This is a genomic window from Paenibacillus sp. sg306046 (assembly GCF_059821225.1).
The window spans coordinates 47,969-63,742 of record NZ_JCAMRT010000028.1 but is presented as its reverse complement, the minus strand read 5'-3'; the positions used below and the strand labels follow the sequence as shown (position 1 = coordinate 63,742).

General features: G+C 53.9%; 18 protein-coding genes and 1 riboswitch. Of the genes, 16 read left to right on the top strand and 2 right to left on the bottom strand.

The features are described from left to right. Positions 1–221: 221 nt before the first annotated feature. Positions 222–752 carry a hypothetical protein gene (locus tag AC6ROY_RS22290; protein ID WP_500102795.1) on the bottom strand — a complete coding sequence of 177 codons (531 nt, stop codon included), beginning with the start codon at positions 750–752 and terminating at the stop codon, positions 222–224. Positions 753–929: 177 nt separating this feature from the next. Between AC6ROY_RS22290 and AC6ROY_RS22285 the strand changes: the two genes are divergently transcribed. The 10 genes from AC6ROY_RS22285 to rsmI all read left to right on the top strand — a co-directional run bounded on the left by AC6ROY_RS22285 (position 930) and on the right by rsmI (position 8,486). Continuing rightward, positions 930–1,127 carry a sigma factor G inhibitor Gin gene (locus tag AC6ROY_RS22285; RefSeq protein ID WP_500102794.1) on the top strand — a complete coding sequence of 66 codons (198 nt, stop codon included), beginning with the start codon at positions 930–932 and terminating at the stop codon, positions 1,125–1,127. A gap of 130 nt (positions 1,128–1,257) precedes the next feature. After that, positions 1,258–2,769 carry an aminotransferase class I/II-fold pyridoxal phosphate-dependent enzyme gene (locus AC6ROY_RS22280; RefSeq protein WP_500102793.1) on the top strand — a complete coding sequence of 504 codons (1,512 nt, stop codon included), beginning with the start codon at positions 1,258–1,260 and terminating at the stop codon, positions 2,767–2,769. 97 nt (positions 2,770–2,866) lie between these two features. After that, a complete protein-coding gene (gene tmk / locus AC6ROY_RS22275; protein ID WP_500102792.1) occupies positions 2,867–3,517 on the top strand; it encodes a dTMP kinase in 651 nt (216 codons plus the stop codon). A 171-nt stretch (positions 3,518–3,688) separates the two neighbouring features. Next, positions 3,689–4,018 (top strand): cyclic di-AMP receptor DarA, encoded by a 330-nt coding sequence (gene darA, locus AC6ROY_RS22270; protein WP_500102791.1) that lies wholly within the window; start codon positions 3,689–3,691, stop codon positions 4,016–4,018. 18 nt (positions 4,019–4,036) lie between these two features. Then, positions 4,037–4,483 carry a YaaR family protein gene (locus AC6ROY_RS22265; RefSeq protein WP_500102790.1) on the top strand — a complete coding sequence of 149 codons (447 nt, stop codon included), beginning with the start codon at positions 4,037–4,039 and terminating at the stop codon, positions 4,481–4,483. Positions 4,484–4,542: 59 nt separating this feature from the next. Beyond that, positions 4,543–5,523, top strand: a complete 981-nt coding sequence (holB, locus tag AC6ROY_RS22260; RefSeq protein WP_500102789.1) for a DNA polymerase III subunit delta' — start codon at positions 4,543–4,545, stop codon at positions 5,521–5,523. Positions 5,524–5,525: 2 nt separating this feature from the next. Beyond that, positions 5,526–6,329, top strand: coding sequence for a PSP1 domain-containing protein (locus AC6ROY_RS22255; protein ID WP_500102788.1), 804 nt, complete (start codon positions 5,526–5,528; stop codon positions 6,327–6,329). Positions 6,330–6,382: 53 nt separating this feature from the next. After that, a complete protein-coding gene (gene yabA, locus AC6ROY_RS22250; RefSeq protein WP_500102787.1) occupies positions 6,383–6,736 on the top strand; it encodes a DNA replication initiation control protein YabA in 354 nt (117 codons plus the stop codon). A gap of 64 nt (positions 6,737–6,800) precedes the next feature. Next, positions 6,801–7,580, top strand: coding sequence for a tRNA1(Val) (adenine(37)-N6)-methyltransferase (locus AC6ROY_RS22245; protein WP_500102786.1), 780 nt, complete (start codon positions 6,801–6,803; stop codon positions 7,578–7,580). A gap of 12 nt (positions 7,581–7,592) precedes the next feature. After that, positions 7,593–8,486: a 16S rRNA (cytidine(1402)-2'-O)-methyltransferase gene (gene rsmI, locus AC6ROY_RS22240; protein WP_500102785.1), complete on the top strand. Its 894-nt coding sequence runs from the start codon at positions 7,593–7,595 to the stop codon at positions 8,484–8,486. A 115-nt stretch (positions 8,487–8,601) separates the two neighbouring features. Here rsmI and AC6ROY_RS22235 read toward each other — a convergent pair whose 3' ends face one another. Then, positions 8,602–8,856 carry an AbrB/MazE/SpoVT family DNA-binding domain-containing protein gene (locus AC6ROY_RS22235; protein WP_500102784.1) on the bottom strand — a complete coding sequence of 85 codons (255 nt, stop codon included), beginning with the start codon at positions 8,854–8,856 and terminating at the stop codon, positions 8,602–8,604. 384 nt (positions 8,857–9,240) lie between these two features. Between AC6ROY_RS22235 and AC6ROY_RS22230 the strand changes: the two genes are divergently transcribed. From AC6ROY_RS22230 to yabG, 6 genes are all read left to right on the top strand, one after another. Beyond that, complete coding sequence (locus AC6ROY_RS22230) at positions 9,241–10,524, top strand: HD domain-containing protein (RefSeq protein WP_500102783.1); 1,284 nt, start codon at positions 9,241–9,243, stop codon at positions 10,522–10,524. A 52-nt stretch (positions 10,525–10,576) separates the two neighbouring features. After that, positions 10,577–11,344, top strand: coding sequence for a TatD family hydrolase (locus AC6ROY_RS22225; protein ID WP_500102782.1), 768 nt, complete (start codon positions 10,577–10,579; stop codon positions 11,342–11,344). 236 nt (positions 11,345–11,580) lie between these two features. Further along, positions 11,581–11,760, top strand: a riboswitch (cyclic di-AMP (ydaO/yuaA leader). A 326-nt stretch (positions 11,761–12,086) separates the two neighbouring features. Then, positions 12,087–13,178, top strand: coding sequence for a resuscitation-promoting factor (locus tag AC6ROY_RS22220; RefSeq protein ID WP_500102796.1), 1,092 nt, complete (start codon positions 12,087–12,089; stop codon positions 13,176–13,178). A gap of 111 nt (positions 13,179–13,289) precedes the next feature. Further along, positions 13,290–13,850 (top strand): ribonuclease M5, encoded by a 561-nt coding sequence (gene rnmV / locus AC6ROY_RS22215; RefSeq protein WP_500102781.1) that lies wholly within the window; start codon positions 13,290–13,292, stop codon positions 13,848–13,850. Then, a complete protein-coding gene (gene rsmA, locus AC6ROY_RS22210) occupies positions 13,847–14,782 on the top strand; it encodes a 16S rRNA (adenine(1518)-N(6)/adenine(1519)-N(6))-dimethyltransferase RsmA (RefSeq protein WP_500102780.1) in 936 nt (311 codons plus the stop codon). Before rnmV ends, rsmA begins: the two co-directional genes overlap by 4 nt. Before the next feature lie 61 nt (positions 14,783–14,843). Beyond that, complete coding sequence (yabG, locus tag AC6ROY_RS22205) at positions 14,844–15,749, top strand: sporulation peptidase YabG (protein WP_500102779.1); 906 nt, start codon at positions 14,844–14,846, stop codon at positions 15,747–15,749. Positions 15,750–15,774 lie beyond the last annotated feature (25 nt).

Below are 15,774 nucleotides of genomic sequence, written 5' to 3'. Positions count from 1 at the left end.
GTCGATGGTACTTGGACCGCAGGGTCCTGGGAGAGTAGAACGTCGCCAAGCCGATTAGAAGCCTTTTTGGACTCAAGTCCAGGAAGGCTTTTTAAGTTATATAAATGGCAAGCAAGAAGGAGAAGCACAAAGCCTGCATAATTGAAGCAACTAAAGCAGGGAGCATGGGGATGACCTGCGCAGCCTACAAATTAGAAACTAACAAAATGAGACACCGTTGTCTACTGAGCGTAGCAGGAGGTGTCTCTTGCGTTAATTTTCAATAAACCTTTCGATTTATGCTTATGCAGCAGCAGCAAGATCATAATCCGGGGAAGCAGGACCCACACATGCATAAACGCGGCGAAGAGCAAGGTTGGCGTTGCAATCCAGGGATAGAGACAAGCCAGAATGACAAGCCCGACCCAAAATAGTTGATTGTGCATACGCGAAATTTTCGTGAGCGCAATATGTCCGGTCGGCGCATAGCCGAACCACGGCATACGAAAGGACCAGCGCCATGAGTTGGTGACATAGCTTTCTTTGGTGCGCAGCAGCATACGCAGAAACGCTGTGTGGAGCAAAGGTGTGCCGAACAGCACCAGGCCAAACGGCAGCGGGTCGGTCCAAAGCAGTCCATAAATCCAGGCGAGCATGGTCAGCAGCCAATAAGCATAGTGATGGAGTGCCTTATGATGGATGCGCTGCAGCAGGCGGTAATTATAAATGGTTGAGTCTTTGGAAAGTGTTCGTTCGCCAACATGTTTCGTCATGATTGTATTCACCCGGTAGACAGTATATTCTTATTGTGTATATCGGCTGGCCGCCTAGAAATATTAACACGATCTTGCACCGGACAAGCTCTACGAACATAAAAATAGTTTAGAGATGTTTATTCTTTGAGAGAATCGGACATACTAATAGAAAAGAAGATTCGAGGTGAAGGCTGCATGAGCGAAGCACTGCAGAACGACTGGACTCCTTCTTGCTTAATTTGCGGACAAATGAAAGAAAACGGCATCATGATTCTATCAGAATTCATTTGTGAGGACTGTGAGCAGGAGATGGTGAAGACCGATGTCAGCGACATCAAATACCCCTTTTTCATTCATCAGATGAAGCAAATCCTGTACAGAAAAAATGCTTGATGTTCCGGATTGTTCAAACTCCTGTTTCTCCCGTTTGGGATGGAAGAGGGGTTTTTAGTTTGGTACAATACGGCTATCCCTTGGTGAAGCACAGCGAGGGGAATGGACTTAAGAAATGAGGGATGTTGCGATGCAAGAGAGGACGATTCGCGCTCCGTTATTTGAAGCGATGCTGACGTATTCGCGGCAGGCTGCAGGTCGCTTTCATGTGCCAGGCCATAAGGGACAAGCAGTGGGAGTCGGGCACGATGCCAGTTGGCCGGCAGCGATGCTGGCACTTGATGTGACAGAGCTTCCCGGTCTGGACGACCTGCACCATCCGGAGGAGGTGATCGCCGAAGCGCAGCAGCTGGCAGCGGCCTGCTTTGGTGCGGAGGAAACCTGGTTTCTGGTGAACGGCAGCACGGTTGGAAACCAGGCGATGATTGCGGCGGCCTGCCAGCCTAATGATCTATTGCTCGTTCAGCGCGACGTACACAAGTCGGTGATTCACGGGCTGATGCTCGCCGGAGTCAGCGCTGTGTTTATATATCCGCGGACGGACCCGGTTACCGGCCTGAGCGTTGGGATAGCACTGGAGGATGTGGAGGCGGCGCTGAAGCAATATCCTGCGGCCAAGGGATTACTGCTGACGAATCCGACTTATTACGGGGTAGGTATAAATGTACGGCCGCTGGCCGAGCTGCTGCATGCAAGGGGCAAGCTGCTGCTGGTCGATGAAGCCCATGGAGCGCACTTTGGGTTTCATCCGGAGCTGCCGGCTTCCGCGCTGGCGTATGGAGCTGATGCGGTCGTTCAGTCCACACATAAAATGCTGACCGCGCTGACGATGGGTTCGATGCTTCATGTGCAGGGGCCGCGGATCAACCGGCATGCGCTGCGCCGTATGCTTGGCATGCTGCAAAGCTCCAGCCCCTCTTATCTGATTATGGCGAGTTTGGATTTATGCCGCCAGTCGCTGCAGCAGCAGGGAAGCCAACTGCTGGAGGCAGGATTCGAGGTGCTGTCCGAGTGGCGCTCCGGGCTTGCCGCGAGGTCGCGCTGGCGAGAACTGCGTCCTGCGGCGGAGGCTTGCCGGCTGGACCCGTTTAAGTCTGTATTGGTTGATTCAACCGGTACACTCAGCGGGTATGGATTGAAAACAGCGCTCGAGCGATTCGGCTGTTATCCTGAGATGGCTGATGCGGAGCGTGTTGTGCTGGCATTTAGCCTGGCGAGTCGTTCGGAAGAGGTTAATCGGCTGCTGGAAGCGTTGGACAGCATTGAGCGGCAGCACTCTGTCAACGGACAGGCTCCGGCGAACCTGACAGAACGGTTGGATGGGCGACAGCAGGTTATGCCGATGGAGGCTGCAGGCTTCTCGGAGCCGGTTCCGTTTACATGGGCTGCGATTCATCAGGATTCGGAGAGGGCCGAGCACGTTCCGCTTGATCAGTGCGAGGGACGAATAGCCGCGGAGCTGATTGTGCCGTATCCGCCGGGTATTCCGGTGTTGTATCCGGGTGAACGAATAACGGCGCATACCATCGCTAATTTGCAGCAATTGGCGATGGCCGGGGCGAGCTTTCAGGGACATCAGGTAGGTCTGCGGGGGACGGTTCCCGTGTGGCCGCTGTTCCATACCTCCTGCTGGTCTATATAGGCATAGGCGATTAAACAAGTTATAATGAAAGGCGTACAACTTAGCTGCAAGGAATGCTCGAACAACTGTCATGCACAGAACAGATAGGGGAATTGCAATGAATCAGGGATTGTTTGTGACTTTCGAAGGCGGAGAGGGGGCCGGTAAGTCAACGATCATCCGGATGCTGGAGCAGGACTTGGCTGGCCAGGGACGGCAGGTGTTGTCCACGCGTGAGCCGGGAGGCATTGATATCGCGGAGCAGATCAGGTCCGTCATTCTGAGTACAGCCAATGTGGCGATGGATGGCCGGACGGAGGCGCTGCTATACGCGGCTGCCCGCAGGCAGCATCTCGTGGAGAAAGTAATTCCGGCTTTGCAGCAAGGCATGCTGGTGCTCTGTGACCGGTTTATAGATAGCAGTCTGGCGTATCAAGGTTACGCGCGCGGACTTGGGATTGATGACGTGCTGGCCATCAACAGCTTTGCGATTGCGGATATGATGCCTGTGCGCACCATTTATTTGCAAATCGACCCTGAGGTTGGCTTGGAGCGCATCCAGGCAAACCAAACACGAGAGGTAAACCGTCTCGATCTGGAGCATCTCGATTTTCACCGCAAGGTGGATAAAGGGTATGAAATCGTCAAACAGACATTTCCTGAGCGGATTGTGACGGTAGATGCGAACCGACCGCTGGCTGACGTATTTGTAGATGTCCGATCCATCGTGCTTGCCTTGATTCAGGAGCATCAGCCGTACCCGTCGTAACTGTTCAGACAGCCTCTCTGGCAGCAGCCAATTCTTGAACACGCTGGCCTTGCCGGCGGCAGGCACATTCCCTCAGCAAGTTTCGTATATTAATGAAGGAATTTATCATACGCTTGTCAAATTAGTTAAGAGTAGGCGGATTACGTAACCTTGGTAAAGGGGGCTGGATGTATGAAATTGGTGATAGCAGTTGTTCAGGATAAAGACAGCAATCGGTTATCCAACGCGTTGATTAAAGAGGGCTTCCGCGCCACCAAGCTGGCCAGTACCGGCGGGTTTCTGCGTGCGGGCAATACGACGTTTATGATCGGGACGGAAGATGACAGGATCAGCGAAGCGCTGCAGGTCATTAAAGCAAACTGCAAAATTCGGGAGCAGATGGTAACGCCTGTGTCTCCGATGGGCGGAGCAACCGATTCGTATATCCCGTTCCCTGTTGAAGTTCAGGTTGGGGGAGCAGCGGTTTTTGTGCTTCCGGTCGAGCGTTTTGAACATTTTTAGAGAAGAGGTCGAAGCCGCGTGAAAATTAACCCGGGCTGGCGTCCAATCGGCAATGAAGTGATACGTAACGAAAACTCATCGGCTCAGCAGCTCCAGCCAAAGTCATTTCATGATATGATGCAGCATCAGGATGAACGGGCCACCCGGGAGCAGCTTCAGCGGATGCTTGACCAGATTGATCAGCAAGGGCAGCGGCTGGCCAAGTCGATGACGGTACGCGAGCTGCGTCAATACAAGCTGATGATTAAAAACTTCCTGGAAGAAACGGCCCGCCGCGGCGTACAGCTTCGCGAAACACGGGGCTGGGACCGCAGAGGCCGTTCCAAGCGATACAAGCTGCTGGAGGAGCTGGATACCGAGCTGCTTGGGCTGGCTGACGGGCTGCTGGAAAGCGAGCAGGGACGGATCGAGCTGCTGCAAAAAATCGGCGAAATTCGCGGAATGCTGATCAACTTGTTTTTTTAGCCTGCGAGGGCAGGGTGTGCAGCTTCCGTGCGGGATACAGGAAAGGAACTTGACACATTATGTCGTTTCAGATGATCGTGGGCCAAGAGCGCGTCAAGCAGATGCTGCAAACGAGCATTCGGACGGATCGAGTATCACATGCTTATATATTTACGGGGCCAAGCGGCTCCGGCCGGCGCGCCATGGCGAAGGCGTTCGCCATGGCGTTGTACTGCAAGGTGCTGCCGGATGACGCCTGCGGACAATGTCTGGACTGCCGCAAGGTGGAGCACGGCAACCATCCTGATCTTCATTGGATCACGCCGGACGGAGCTTCGATTAAAATCGAGCAAATTCGCGAGCTGCAAAAGCAGTTCGCTTACCGCTCGACGGCATCCGGTCTGAAGATGTACGTGCTGGAGTCGGCGGACCGCATGACTACGCAGGCGGCCAACAGCCTGCTCAAGTTTCTGGAGGAGCCTGCCTCGCAGGTGGTCGCGTTGCTGCTCACGGATAACGGACAAGCGTTGCTGCCGACCATCCGCTCGCGGGCGCAATGGGTGCCGTTTTTGCCGATGGCGCGGAACCGGATGAAGGAGCTGCTTATTGCGGAAGGACAAGCGCCGCAGCTTGTCCAGGCAGCTATTCATCTGGCAGCCGGACCGGACGGCGCCCGCGATTTGATTCAAGGAAATGGGTTTGCAGAAATTCGAAACCTAGTGATACAATTAGCAAAAGAAAGCTTGTCCCGCCTGCCTGCTGCACTGCTGCTGTCCCAGCAGAAGCTGACTCGCGGGGAGCTGGCCGACAAGACCGGACTTTGCCTTGATCTGCTCATTTTGTGGTTGAAGGATATGGTTCGGCTCGGAACCGGACAGCGGCAGGAGCTGGTCTTTTCCGATCACACCGATTGGATGTCCCGGGAGGCGTACAGTCGCCCGCCCGAGCATTGGATTACTTGTCTGGAGCAAGCGATTGAAACGCAGAAGCGATTGCGATTTAACGCGAATCCCCAGCTCGCGCTGGAGCATATATGGATACAGCTTAATAAGGGGGTGTAGGATTGTTCTCCGTTGTAGGGGTCCGCTTTAAGAAGGCGGGAAAAATCTATTATTTCGACCCCAGTGATCTGCCGGTTGACCGGGATAGCTCGGTTATCGTGGAAACGGCCCGCGGGGTCGAGTACGGGAAAGTTGTCATTGGACGTCGAACGGTAGGCGAAAGCGATGTGGTACTGCCGCTGAAGAAGGTGATTCGGATCGCCGATCACCAGGATGCGCAGCTTGTCGAGGATAACAAGCAAGCGGCCAAAAACGCCTTTACCGTCTGTCAGGAAAAGATCAAGGACCATCAGCTGCGGATGAAGCTGGTTGATGTTGAATATACATTTGACCGCAACAAAATCATTTTTTACTTCACGGCCGAAGGCCGGGTTGACTTCCGGGAGCTGGTCAAGGATTTGGCGAGCGTGTTCCGGACCCGGATCGAGCTTCGCCAGATCGGCGTCAGGGATGAAGCGAAGATGCTTGGCGGAATCGGACCGTGCGGCCGGATTTTATGCTGCTCGTCCTTCCTCGGCGATTTCGAGCCGGTTTCCATCAAGATGGCCAAGGATCAAAATTTGTCGTTGAACCCGACTAAGATATCCGGATTATGCGGCAGGCTGATGTGCTGTCTGAAATATGAGCATGATAATTATGAAAGCGCGAAGGACGATCTGCCGCGTGTCGGCAGTGAAGTGGTGACTTCTCTGGGCAATGGCCGGCTTGTTTCGCTGAATGTCGGCGAGCGCACGGCCAAGGTTCAAATTTTCGATTTGAAAAAAGTGATGGAACTGCCGCTGGATGATGTGGTGGAGCATCACTAGCAAGCGCCAGATAAGGCGAACGGCTCCCGGCGGAGTAGAGGTGATGGCTAATCGTGGTGAAACGGGATATATTCATGCAAATTGGTCAAATGGAAGAGCAGGTCGGCTCCTTCTATACGGAGCTGGGTGTGGTTAAGCAGCAAATAGTCGAATTGCTCGAAGAAAATAAACGGTTAAGCATTGAAAACAGCCAGCTGCGCAAGCTGTTGAAGAAAGAAGCCGACCCGGCTGCTCCGGCAGTCGCGTCCCGTCAGCGGGGGGTACCGGCGCCCAAGGAATCGGCCGGCGAAGGGTTGGATAATTTGGCGCGCATTTACCACGAAGGCTTTCATATTTGTAATGTGAATTACGGACATTTACGGACGGAAGGCGATTGCTTGTTCTGTATGTCATTTTTGAATAAATAAGTGGGCCAGCCGTAGGGGGGAATTCCTCTCTACGGTTTTTTTGGAGGAAAGAGGAGTTGTCGCGATGGAAGCAGTACCTGTACCAATCTATGAAGGTGAGCGTGTGGATGACCTGCTGACGCAGGGGTTGAAGATTATACAAAGCGATGAGGTATTCAGCTTTTCGCTGGATGCGGTGCTGCTGGCCCGCTTCTGCTCACTGCCGCAGCGGGGCCGGGTGATGGATCTGTGTACCGGCAACGGAGTCGTGCCGCTGCTGCTGACGACACGGACGAAGGCACAGATTACGGCTGTGGAAATTCAGGACAGGCTGGCCGAGCTGGCGCAGCGCAATGTGAGGCTGAATGGACTGGAGCCGCAGATTGAGATTCGGCATGGCGATTTGCGGCAAGCGCTCGAACAATTCGGACACGGTTCGTTTGATGCGCTGACGGTGAACCCGCCTTATTTGCCTGTTCCGAATGGCGACCAGAATATCAACGAGCATTTTGCGGCTGCCCGCCATGAGCTGTTCTGCACACTGGAGGATGTAATCCGGGTGAGCAGCCGGCTAGTGCGGACTGGCGGCAAGGTAGCGATGGTGCATCGCCCGAGCCGGCTGGTGGACATTTGTTATTTGATGCGTCAGTACCGGCTGGAGCCGAAACGAATCCGGTTTGTGCATCCGCGTGCTGACCGGGAGGCCAACATGGTGCTGATTGAAGGAATCCGGGACGGAAAACCGGAGCTGCGGACGCTGCCGCCGCTGATTGTGTACCAAAACCGGACCGATTACACCGAGGAGCTGGCGGATGTCTACTTTGGCCGCCGGTTGACGCTGGATCATGATCCGGACACATACTAAGCGAAGGATACGATGCGAGTGAATATTCAAAAAAGCTATCGGGATAATGCACAATCCGGCAAGCTGTACTTGGTCGGTACGCCGATCGGCAATCTGGAGGATATGACGTACCGGGCGGTGCGGATTTTGCGTGAGGTGAAGTGGATCGCGGCGGAGGATACGCGGCAGACGCGCAAGCTGCTGACTCACTTCGAGATCGCGACCCGGCTTGTCAGCTATCATGAGCATAACAAGCAGGCGAGCGGGCCGGAGCTGGTGCGGCTGATGCAGGCGGGCGATGATATCGCGCTGGTCAGCGATGCCGGGCTGCCGGCTATCTGCGATCCGGGTGTTGATCTGGTTCAGCAGGCGATTGCGGCGGGCATACCGGTTATTCCGATACCGGGAGCGAATGCGGCGCTGTCCGCGCTGATCATGTCGGGACTGCCGACAGACCGGTTTACGTTTGTCGGCTTTCCGCCTCGCGAGGCGAAGCCGATGCAGCAGGAGCTGGCGCAGTGGCGGCAGACGGGTGGAACCATTATCGGCTATGAATCGCCGCACCGGATTGTCAAGACGCTCACACGGATCGCGGATGCCTGGGGGAACGAGGTAGAGCTTTGTCTCGTCCGGGAGCTGACCAAGCGATACGAGGAAGCTGTTCGCGGGACGGTTGCGGAATGCCTGGAGCATCTTGCCGAGCATCCGCCGCAGGGAGAGTATTGCTTCCTTGTGTACGCCGCGGGGGCAGAGGAAAACAGGGCTGCTGCGGAGCAGGCATGGTGGCGGGAGCTGACACCGCAGGCGCATGTGGAGCGGTATGAGGCGGACGGCTTGAACCGCAAGGAAGCGCTCAAGCGGGCCGCGCTGGATCGCGGGGTGCCGAAGCGCGAACTGTACAACGAGCTGCACCGGGAACAGGAATAACGGCAAAAAAATACCCTGAATCCGGGTGCAGCCCGGTTCAGGGATCAAGAGGAGATATGAAAAAGGTTAGAATTACCATAGTTAAATTTGCTTTCTCTATTATAACCTATTTTTTTTATTTTGTCACAGGTATTGGCATTTCGGATAAGCATTCGTGACAAACAATTTTTCCTTTGAAATAGGATACATGTTCAGCATTGCTACAGAAGATACATGCAGGCTCATATTTCTTCAGCATGATGCGTTCGCCATCTACATAAATTTCCAAAGCGTCCTTCTCGCCAATTCCCAGCGTTCTGCGAAGCTCGATTGGAATAACAACCCGGCCCAGTTCGTCAACTTTTCTAACAATACCTGTAGATTTCATCATAAGTATAATTCCCCTCTCAAGAAGTCCATTTAAAATATGCGCCTAGTGGAATGAAAAAAAATTATCGCCATGTTTCGACATATTCTTTATAAATATGATACCAACCATTCCCAAAATAGTCAACCTCAAAAATACGGTATTTCGTGGTAATTTGAAGAAATGTTTGATAAATTAGAAGAGTAGGAAAAAGGTGCAAAGCTGATTTGCGGCGTAGTACAAGGGAAGTTTGCATATTGATGAATTTGGTTTGCATCTTGTTGCAACTTATGTGAAATCACAATGTTGCAACTGTTACTGGAAGAAACCCAAGAATATAATTCGACAAATTAGCGAGAGTTCCGGGTTTTTTGTCGAAATCAAGCGGATCGAAAAGGAGGCGCTGCTATGAGTTATCCGATGCAGGAAGAAAAAGTGTTTAAGGACCCTGTTCATAAATACATTTACGTGCAAGATCAGACGATTTGGGATCTCATCAATACCCGGGAGTTTCAGCGGCTGCGCCGGATCCGTCAACTGGGTACCTGCTTTCTGACCTTTCATGGCGCTGAGCACAGCCGCTTCTCCCATTCGCTCGGCGTGTATGAGGTGACTCGTAAAATTATCTCGCAGTTCGAGCGCAACCAGTATGAGGATTGGCCGAAGGAAGAAAGGCTGCTGTGCCTGTGCGCGGCTTTGCTGCATGATGTGGGACACGGCCCGTTTTCCCATTCCATCGAAAAAACGTTCGGCGCGCATCACGAGGAATGGTCCTGCCGCATAGTTCTCGGCGATACCGAGGTCAATGAGGTGCTGCGCCGCGTGTCCCCGACCTTCCCGCAGGAGGTTGCCGGTGTCATCGCCAAGACGTATCGCCGTGAAATTGTCGTCAGCCTCGTATCCAGTCAACTGGATGCAGACCGAATGGATTATTTATTGCGTGACGCCTATTTCACGGGAGTGAATTACGGCACATTTGATCTGGAGCGAATCTTGCGGGTTATGCGCCCGTACCAGGGACATATTGTGGTCAAGGACAGCGGCATGCACGCGGTTGAAGATTACCTGATGTCGAGATATCAGATGTATTGGCAGGTTTACTTCCATCCGGTAACCCGCAGCGCCGAGGTTGTGCTGCATAAAATTTTTCAAAGAGCGAGACATTTGTATGAGGAGGGCTTTGCCTTCCGCTCGCTGCTGTCGCCGATGCCGGCCTTGTTTGAGCGCAAGCTGACCTGCAACGATTATTACTTGCTCGACGAGGCATTTATGCAGACGACGCTGATGCAGTGGACACTGGAGCAGGACGAAGTGCTGGCAGACCTGTGCAGCCGGTTCCTGCAGCGGCGCTTGTTCAAGTATGTGACGCTGGAGAGGTTGGATGTGGACGTGCTGGAGCGGCTGCGGGAGCAGTTGACGGCGGCAGGCATTGATCCGGTTTACTACCTTGAGGTGGATTTTCCTTCGGACCAGTCTTACGATGTATACCGGCCGGGAGAGCAGGATGAGAAGCTACCCATTTTGTTGCTTGATTCGCATGACCAGCTGACGGAAATCTCACATAAATCAGAAATTGTCCGTTCGATCAGCGGCATCCAGATGGGAAAATACCATCTTTATTACCCTCAGGAGCTGCTGGTGAAACAGCGGCTTCACCTGGATCGCGACTTGCGGGAGCTGCTGCAGCTATAACCTGGTCTTAATTCCTTCTATATAATAAGCAGACAACACAAAGGAGATTGTTATGTTAATCGACACCCATGCGCACCTGAATGCCCCTGAATTCGATGAAGACCGACATGAAGTGATTGCCCGCGCGCAGGAAAACGGAATTCGTCGAATTGTGAATATCGGCTTCAACCGTGAAACGATTCCGACTTCGCTGGCGCTTGCGGAACAGTATGCATTTATTTATTCGACAGTTGGCTGGCATCCGACGGACGCCAAGGATATGACGGATGACGATCTGGTCTGGCTTGAATCGCTGTGCGCTCATGAGAAGGTTGTGGCAATTGGCGAAATCGGACTCGATTATTACTGGGATACGTCGCCCAAGGATGTTCAGGATCGCGTGTTTCGTGAACAAATCAGGCTGGCGCGCCGGGTAGGACTGCCGATTGCGATTCATAACCGCGATGCGCACCATGATGTGGTGCAGACGCTGCAGGAGGAACGGGCTGCCGAGGTCGGCGGCGTCATGCATTGTTACTCCGGCAGCTGGGAGACGGCCAAGCTTTGTCTGGATATGAACTTCTATATTTCGTTCGGCGGACCGGTTACGTTCAAAAACGCCCGGCAGCCGAAGGAGGTGCTCGCTCAGGTGCCGCTTGAACGGCTGCTGATCGAAACGGACGCGCCTTACTTGACGCCGCATCCGTATCGGGGCAAACGTAACGAGTCTGCTTATGTGCGGCTGGTAGCTGAAGCGGCAGCGGAAATTAAAGGGATTTCTATGGAGGAATTGGCGGAGATTACGACGCAGAACGCGATGAGACTTTTTAAGATTTCGTAGCCAAGAGAGAGGAAGAAAGCGTATCCAAAAATGGAGATACGAATCGCGATTCAAGAAAATTGAAGATAATCCGTTAAAAAACTGCGTCACAACGAGAAATAGATGGATTTTACTTCTAAAAAAGCTCTAATAATGCCGAATTCGAATCAAATTCGCTCTTTTTTTCGAAGTTTGTATACTTTACAAGTTCAGCCTCGGCGTCGTACACTCAATAATAACTTCATACGATCACACTTTTTCCAACATCGCTGAGTTTCCGCAAGGGAAACGGGGGAACCACATCACGGCGGTCGGATTACGACACCGGGATGTTTTTTTAAGGGGTGAATCCTCGGGCACATCATTGTGCCGGAGGTAGGGCGACTCTCAAGTCCGAATCCGTCAGCTAACCTCGTAAGCGTCTAGAGAGAGGTAACGATTGTCGTGTGCTTAACTTTTCATTTGGGTCAAATGAAAAAAGTCACGGGAAGGTTCCTCTTCTCCGCGACTTTTTTGTGTTTCCCCGTAGATGGGATAAATGTCCAAGCACGTTCGTAACGATGCGCCCGAAGGGGGGACGTAGCAGGCAAGTGGCGGCTCTGATGACAGCGGAAGAAACGTTGGGAATTGCATTCCAAACAATTTACCATAGTCGCGTCAGACTCTAATCATGCATAACACTCAAAATGGCGAGGCTTTAAGGAGGACCGAACAAGTGGGAGCTGGAACAACTGAGCAAACCCATGAAAGACGATCATCCAGCATGACCTTCGCGTTGCGATGGAAGCATGGAAACTTGCGTATGATCACGTTAAGCGTTTTGACTTCATTCGCTATGACTTTCATGTTCTTAATGATGTTGCACGGTACGGCTGTCAAGCGCGTATCGCTTGTTGTTGACGGACAGGAGCGCACGTTCCAAACCCGTGGAGAGCAGCTGCAACAAATTCTGGATGAGCAAGGGATCGCGGTTGCCGATCACGATCGGCTGTCGCATGAACGGGATTCGAAGATCAAGTCGGGGGACCGGATTACCGTTACTCGCACGACACCGGTACAGCTTACGGTGGACGGGGAGACGAAGACGGCGTATACGGTCGGCAAGACGGTAGCCAGTGCGCTGCAGGAGCTGGATGTGACGCTTGGCGAACTGGATAAGGTTGTGCCTGCGCTGGACAGTGAAATTAGTGCGCAGAGCGCGGTGAAAGTGGTCCGCGTGAAGAAGGAAGAAGGCGAGCTGCATGAAGCGATCGCGTATGAAACGGTCAAGCAGGATGACGCCAAGCTGTTGAAGGGCAAGGAGCAGGTCGTTCAAGAGGGTCAGGAAGGTTTGAAGATCAAGAAAACCGAGAAGCTGTTTGAGGATGGCGTACTGGTCTCGGAAGAAGTGATTGGCGAAGCTGTACAAACGCAAAGCAAAAAACGTATTGTCGCTGTAGGCACCAAAAGCCCGGTTGTCGCGTTGTCAGCCTCCTCGCCGACGGTGGAGGAACTGACGAAAAACGGAGTGAATTTCGGTTATAAGCAAGTGATTAAAAATGTTACGCTGACCGCGTATTCCGCTGGTAAGGAATCGACGGGCAAGGATGCAAGCCATCCGCAATATGGCGTAACGTCTTCGGGTGCGAAGGTAACGGAAGGTCGCACGATTGCAGTCGATCCTAAAGTAATCCCGATCGGCTGGTGGGTCTATATCGACGGGATCGGCTTCCGCCGGGCTGAAGATACGGGCAGCGCCGTAAAAGGGAACAAGATTGACGTCTTCTTCCAAAGTGATAGCTATGCCGACAAATTTGGCGTTAAACGCGGATATACGGTATATATCATCGGACCGAAGAAGCCGTCTGCTGATTAGGAACATGCAATTCGGGAAGACTGGTAGTCCATATAGATTAACGGATCAAGAAGAGGCGCTTACCGCCCTCTTCTTTTTCCATGTGTACGAATTCGGAAAGGAGCATCGAGCTTGATCAAGGAAATTATCGTAGTCGAAGGCAAGGACGATACAGTCGCCATCAAACGTGCGGTCGAAGCGGAAACGATCGAAACCGGCGGCTCGGCGATCAATGACAGCATTATCCGGCGCATCCGGCTGGCGCAGGAGCGCCGGGGCGTCATCATCTTCACCGATCCGGATCATGCGGGAGAACGAATCCGTAAAATTATCGCGCGCGCGGTTCCTGGCGCCAAGCATGCGTTTCTGACCCAGCAGGCCGCAACAAGCAAGGGAGATATCGGAGTCGAAAACGCCTCCGTGGAGGCGATCCGGTCTGCGCTCGCCAACGTGCGAACCGATTGTCCTGAAGCGGCGTCGGAGATCGCGTGGGACGACCTGCTGGAAGCCGGGCTGATCGTGCATCCTCAGGCTGCGGCCAGACGGCTGGCGATGGGCAACCGGCTCGGCATCGGGTATTGCAACGGCAAGCAGTTCTACAACCGCTGCCGAATGTTTCAAATTTCGCGCGCGGAATTCGACGAGGCCCGGCGTGAGCTGGAGCAGGAAGCACAGAAGGAGGCGGAATCATGAGCCAGCAGTCCAACTTTCCGTCCGGACAAGCGGCCGGCGACATTGCATCGCCCAAGCGGACGAAGGAATTGATGCAGAAGTACGGGTTCACTTTGAAGAAAAGCCTGGGACAAAATTTTCTCATTGACCAAAATGTGCTGAACCGGATTGTATCGGCGGCTGAGCTGGATGCTACGAAAGGGGCGCTTGAGATCGGCCCCGGGATCGGAGCATTAACCCAGCAGCTGGCCAAGCAGGCGTCCAAGGTTGTGGCCGTCGAGATTGACCAGCGTCTTCTTCCGATGCTGGAGGAAACGCTGGCCCCGTATCCGCATGCGTCCGTCGTACATGGCGATGTGCTGAAGGTTGACTTGCAAGCTTTATTTGCCGAGCATTTCCAAGCCGTGGACAAGGTGAGCGTTGTCGCCAATCTGCCTTATTATGTCACGACGCCGATTTTGATGAAGCTGCTGGAGGAACGGCTGCCGCTTGAAAACATCGTCGTCATGATTCAGAAGGAAGTGGCCGAGCGGATGGCCGCGAAGCCTGGAGGCAAGGAGTACGGCTCGCTCAGCATTGCCGTGCAATATTATTGCCAGCCGGAGCTGGTAGCGATCGTTCCGCAGACGGTGTTTATTCCGCAGCCGAATGTGGATTCGGCAGTGATCAAGCTGAAGGTGCGGCAGGCGCCGGCGGTGGCCGTCGCTGATGAAGCATTTTTCTTCGAGGTCGTGCAGGCGAGCTTTACCCAGCGCCGCAAAACGATCTACAACAACCTGGCAGCCAAATATTTTACAAAGGATACGAAGCCGGAACTGGAGCGGCTGCTGCAGAAAGCGGGCATCGACCCTTCGCGCCGCGGCGAGACATTGTCGATGGAAGAATATGCGGTCTTGTCCGCCGCCTTGTTGGCACATCTCGGCAGCGCCGCCAAGCCGGACGGCCGGGCATAGGCGAATCGTCTGCACCATTTGCCCAGCGCCGCCATACGATAGACGAGGAGGCGATGAAGCCATGAAACAGGGAGACCTGGTCACTCGCAAGTCGTACGGCGGCGACATTGTATTCAAAATTCACGAGTTGGGCAGGCAATATGCCGTGCTTCGCGGCGTAGAGCTGCGGCTGCTCGCCGACGCCCCGCTGCCCGACCTGAATGTGATGCCGCAGCTTGACCCGTATCTTGATCCGGCACCGGTTCGGCCATCCTGGATGGAGGCCATGCGCCGCAGCCACCTGTCAGCGCTTGCACCCGAGCCGCCCGGCTGGAATGGCGCATCGTCAGGCGCATCCGCGCATACGCTGCCCCCGGCCCAGGCGCCCAAGCCGCGTCCGGTGTTTTTTGATATGCCGGGCAAGGTGCTGCATCTGGACGGAGATCCGAACTACTTGCGCAAATGCATGAACCTTTACGGCGAGCTGCGTGTTCCGGCCGAGGGCTATTATGTGGCGGAGCCAAATATGGCTGAGGCGGTTCGTCGCCTGCTGCCCCAGGTGCGCCCTGACATCGTCGTCATTACCGGCCATGACGGCTTGCTTAAAAACCGGCTGTCCGGCGATATTGCCCACCTTAGCAGCTATAAAAATTCCCATAACTTCGTACATGCGGTTCATGCCGCCCGGCAGTTCGAGAAAAACCGCGATACGCTGACCGTGATCGCCGGCGCATGCCAGTCGCACTTCGAGGCGCTGCTGCAGGCCGGCGCCAACTTCGCGAGCTCCCCCTCCCGCGTGCTCATTCATGCGCTGGACCCGCTCTGCATTGCGGCCAAGGTCGCATTCACGCCGATCCGTGAGACGGTCGATATTCTGGATGTTATCAGTCTGACGCATAGCGGGCTGGAAGGGATGGGAGGCATCGAATCACGCGGCAATTACCGCCGCGGCGTGCCCAAAGTTCAATACGCTACGCCAACAACCTGAGCGCCGATTCGGTGCTTTTTTTGTC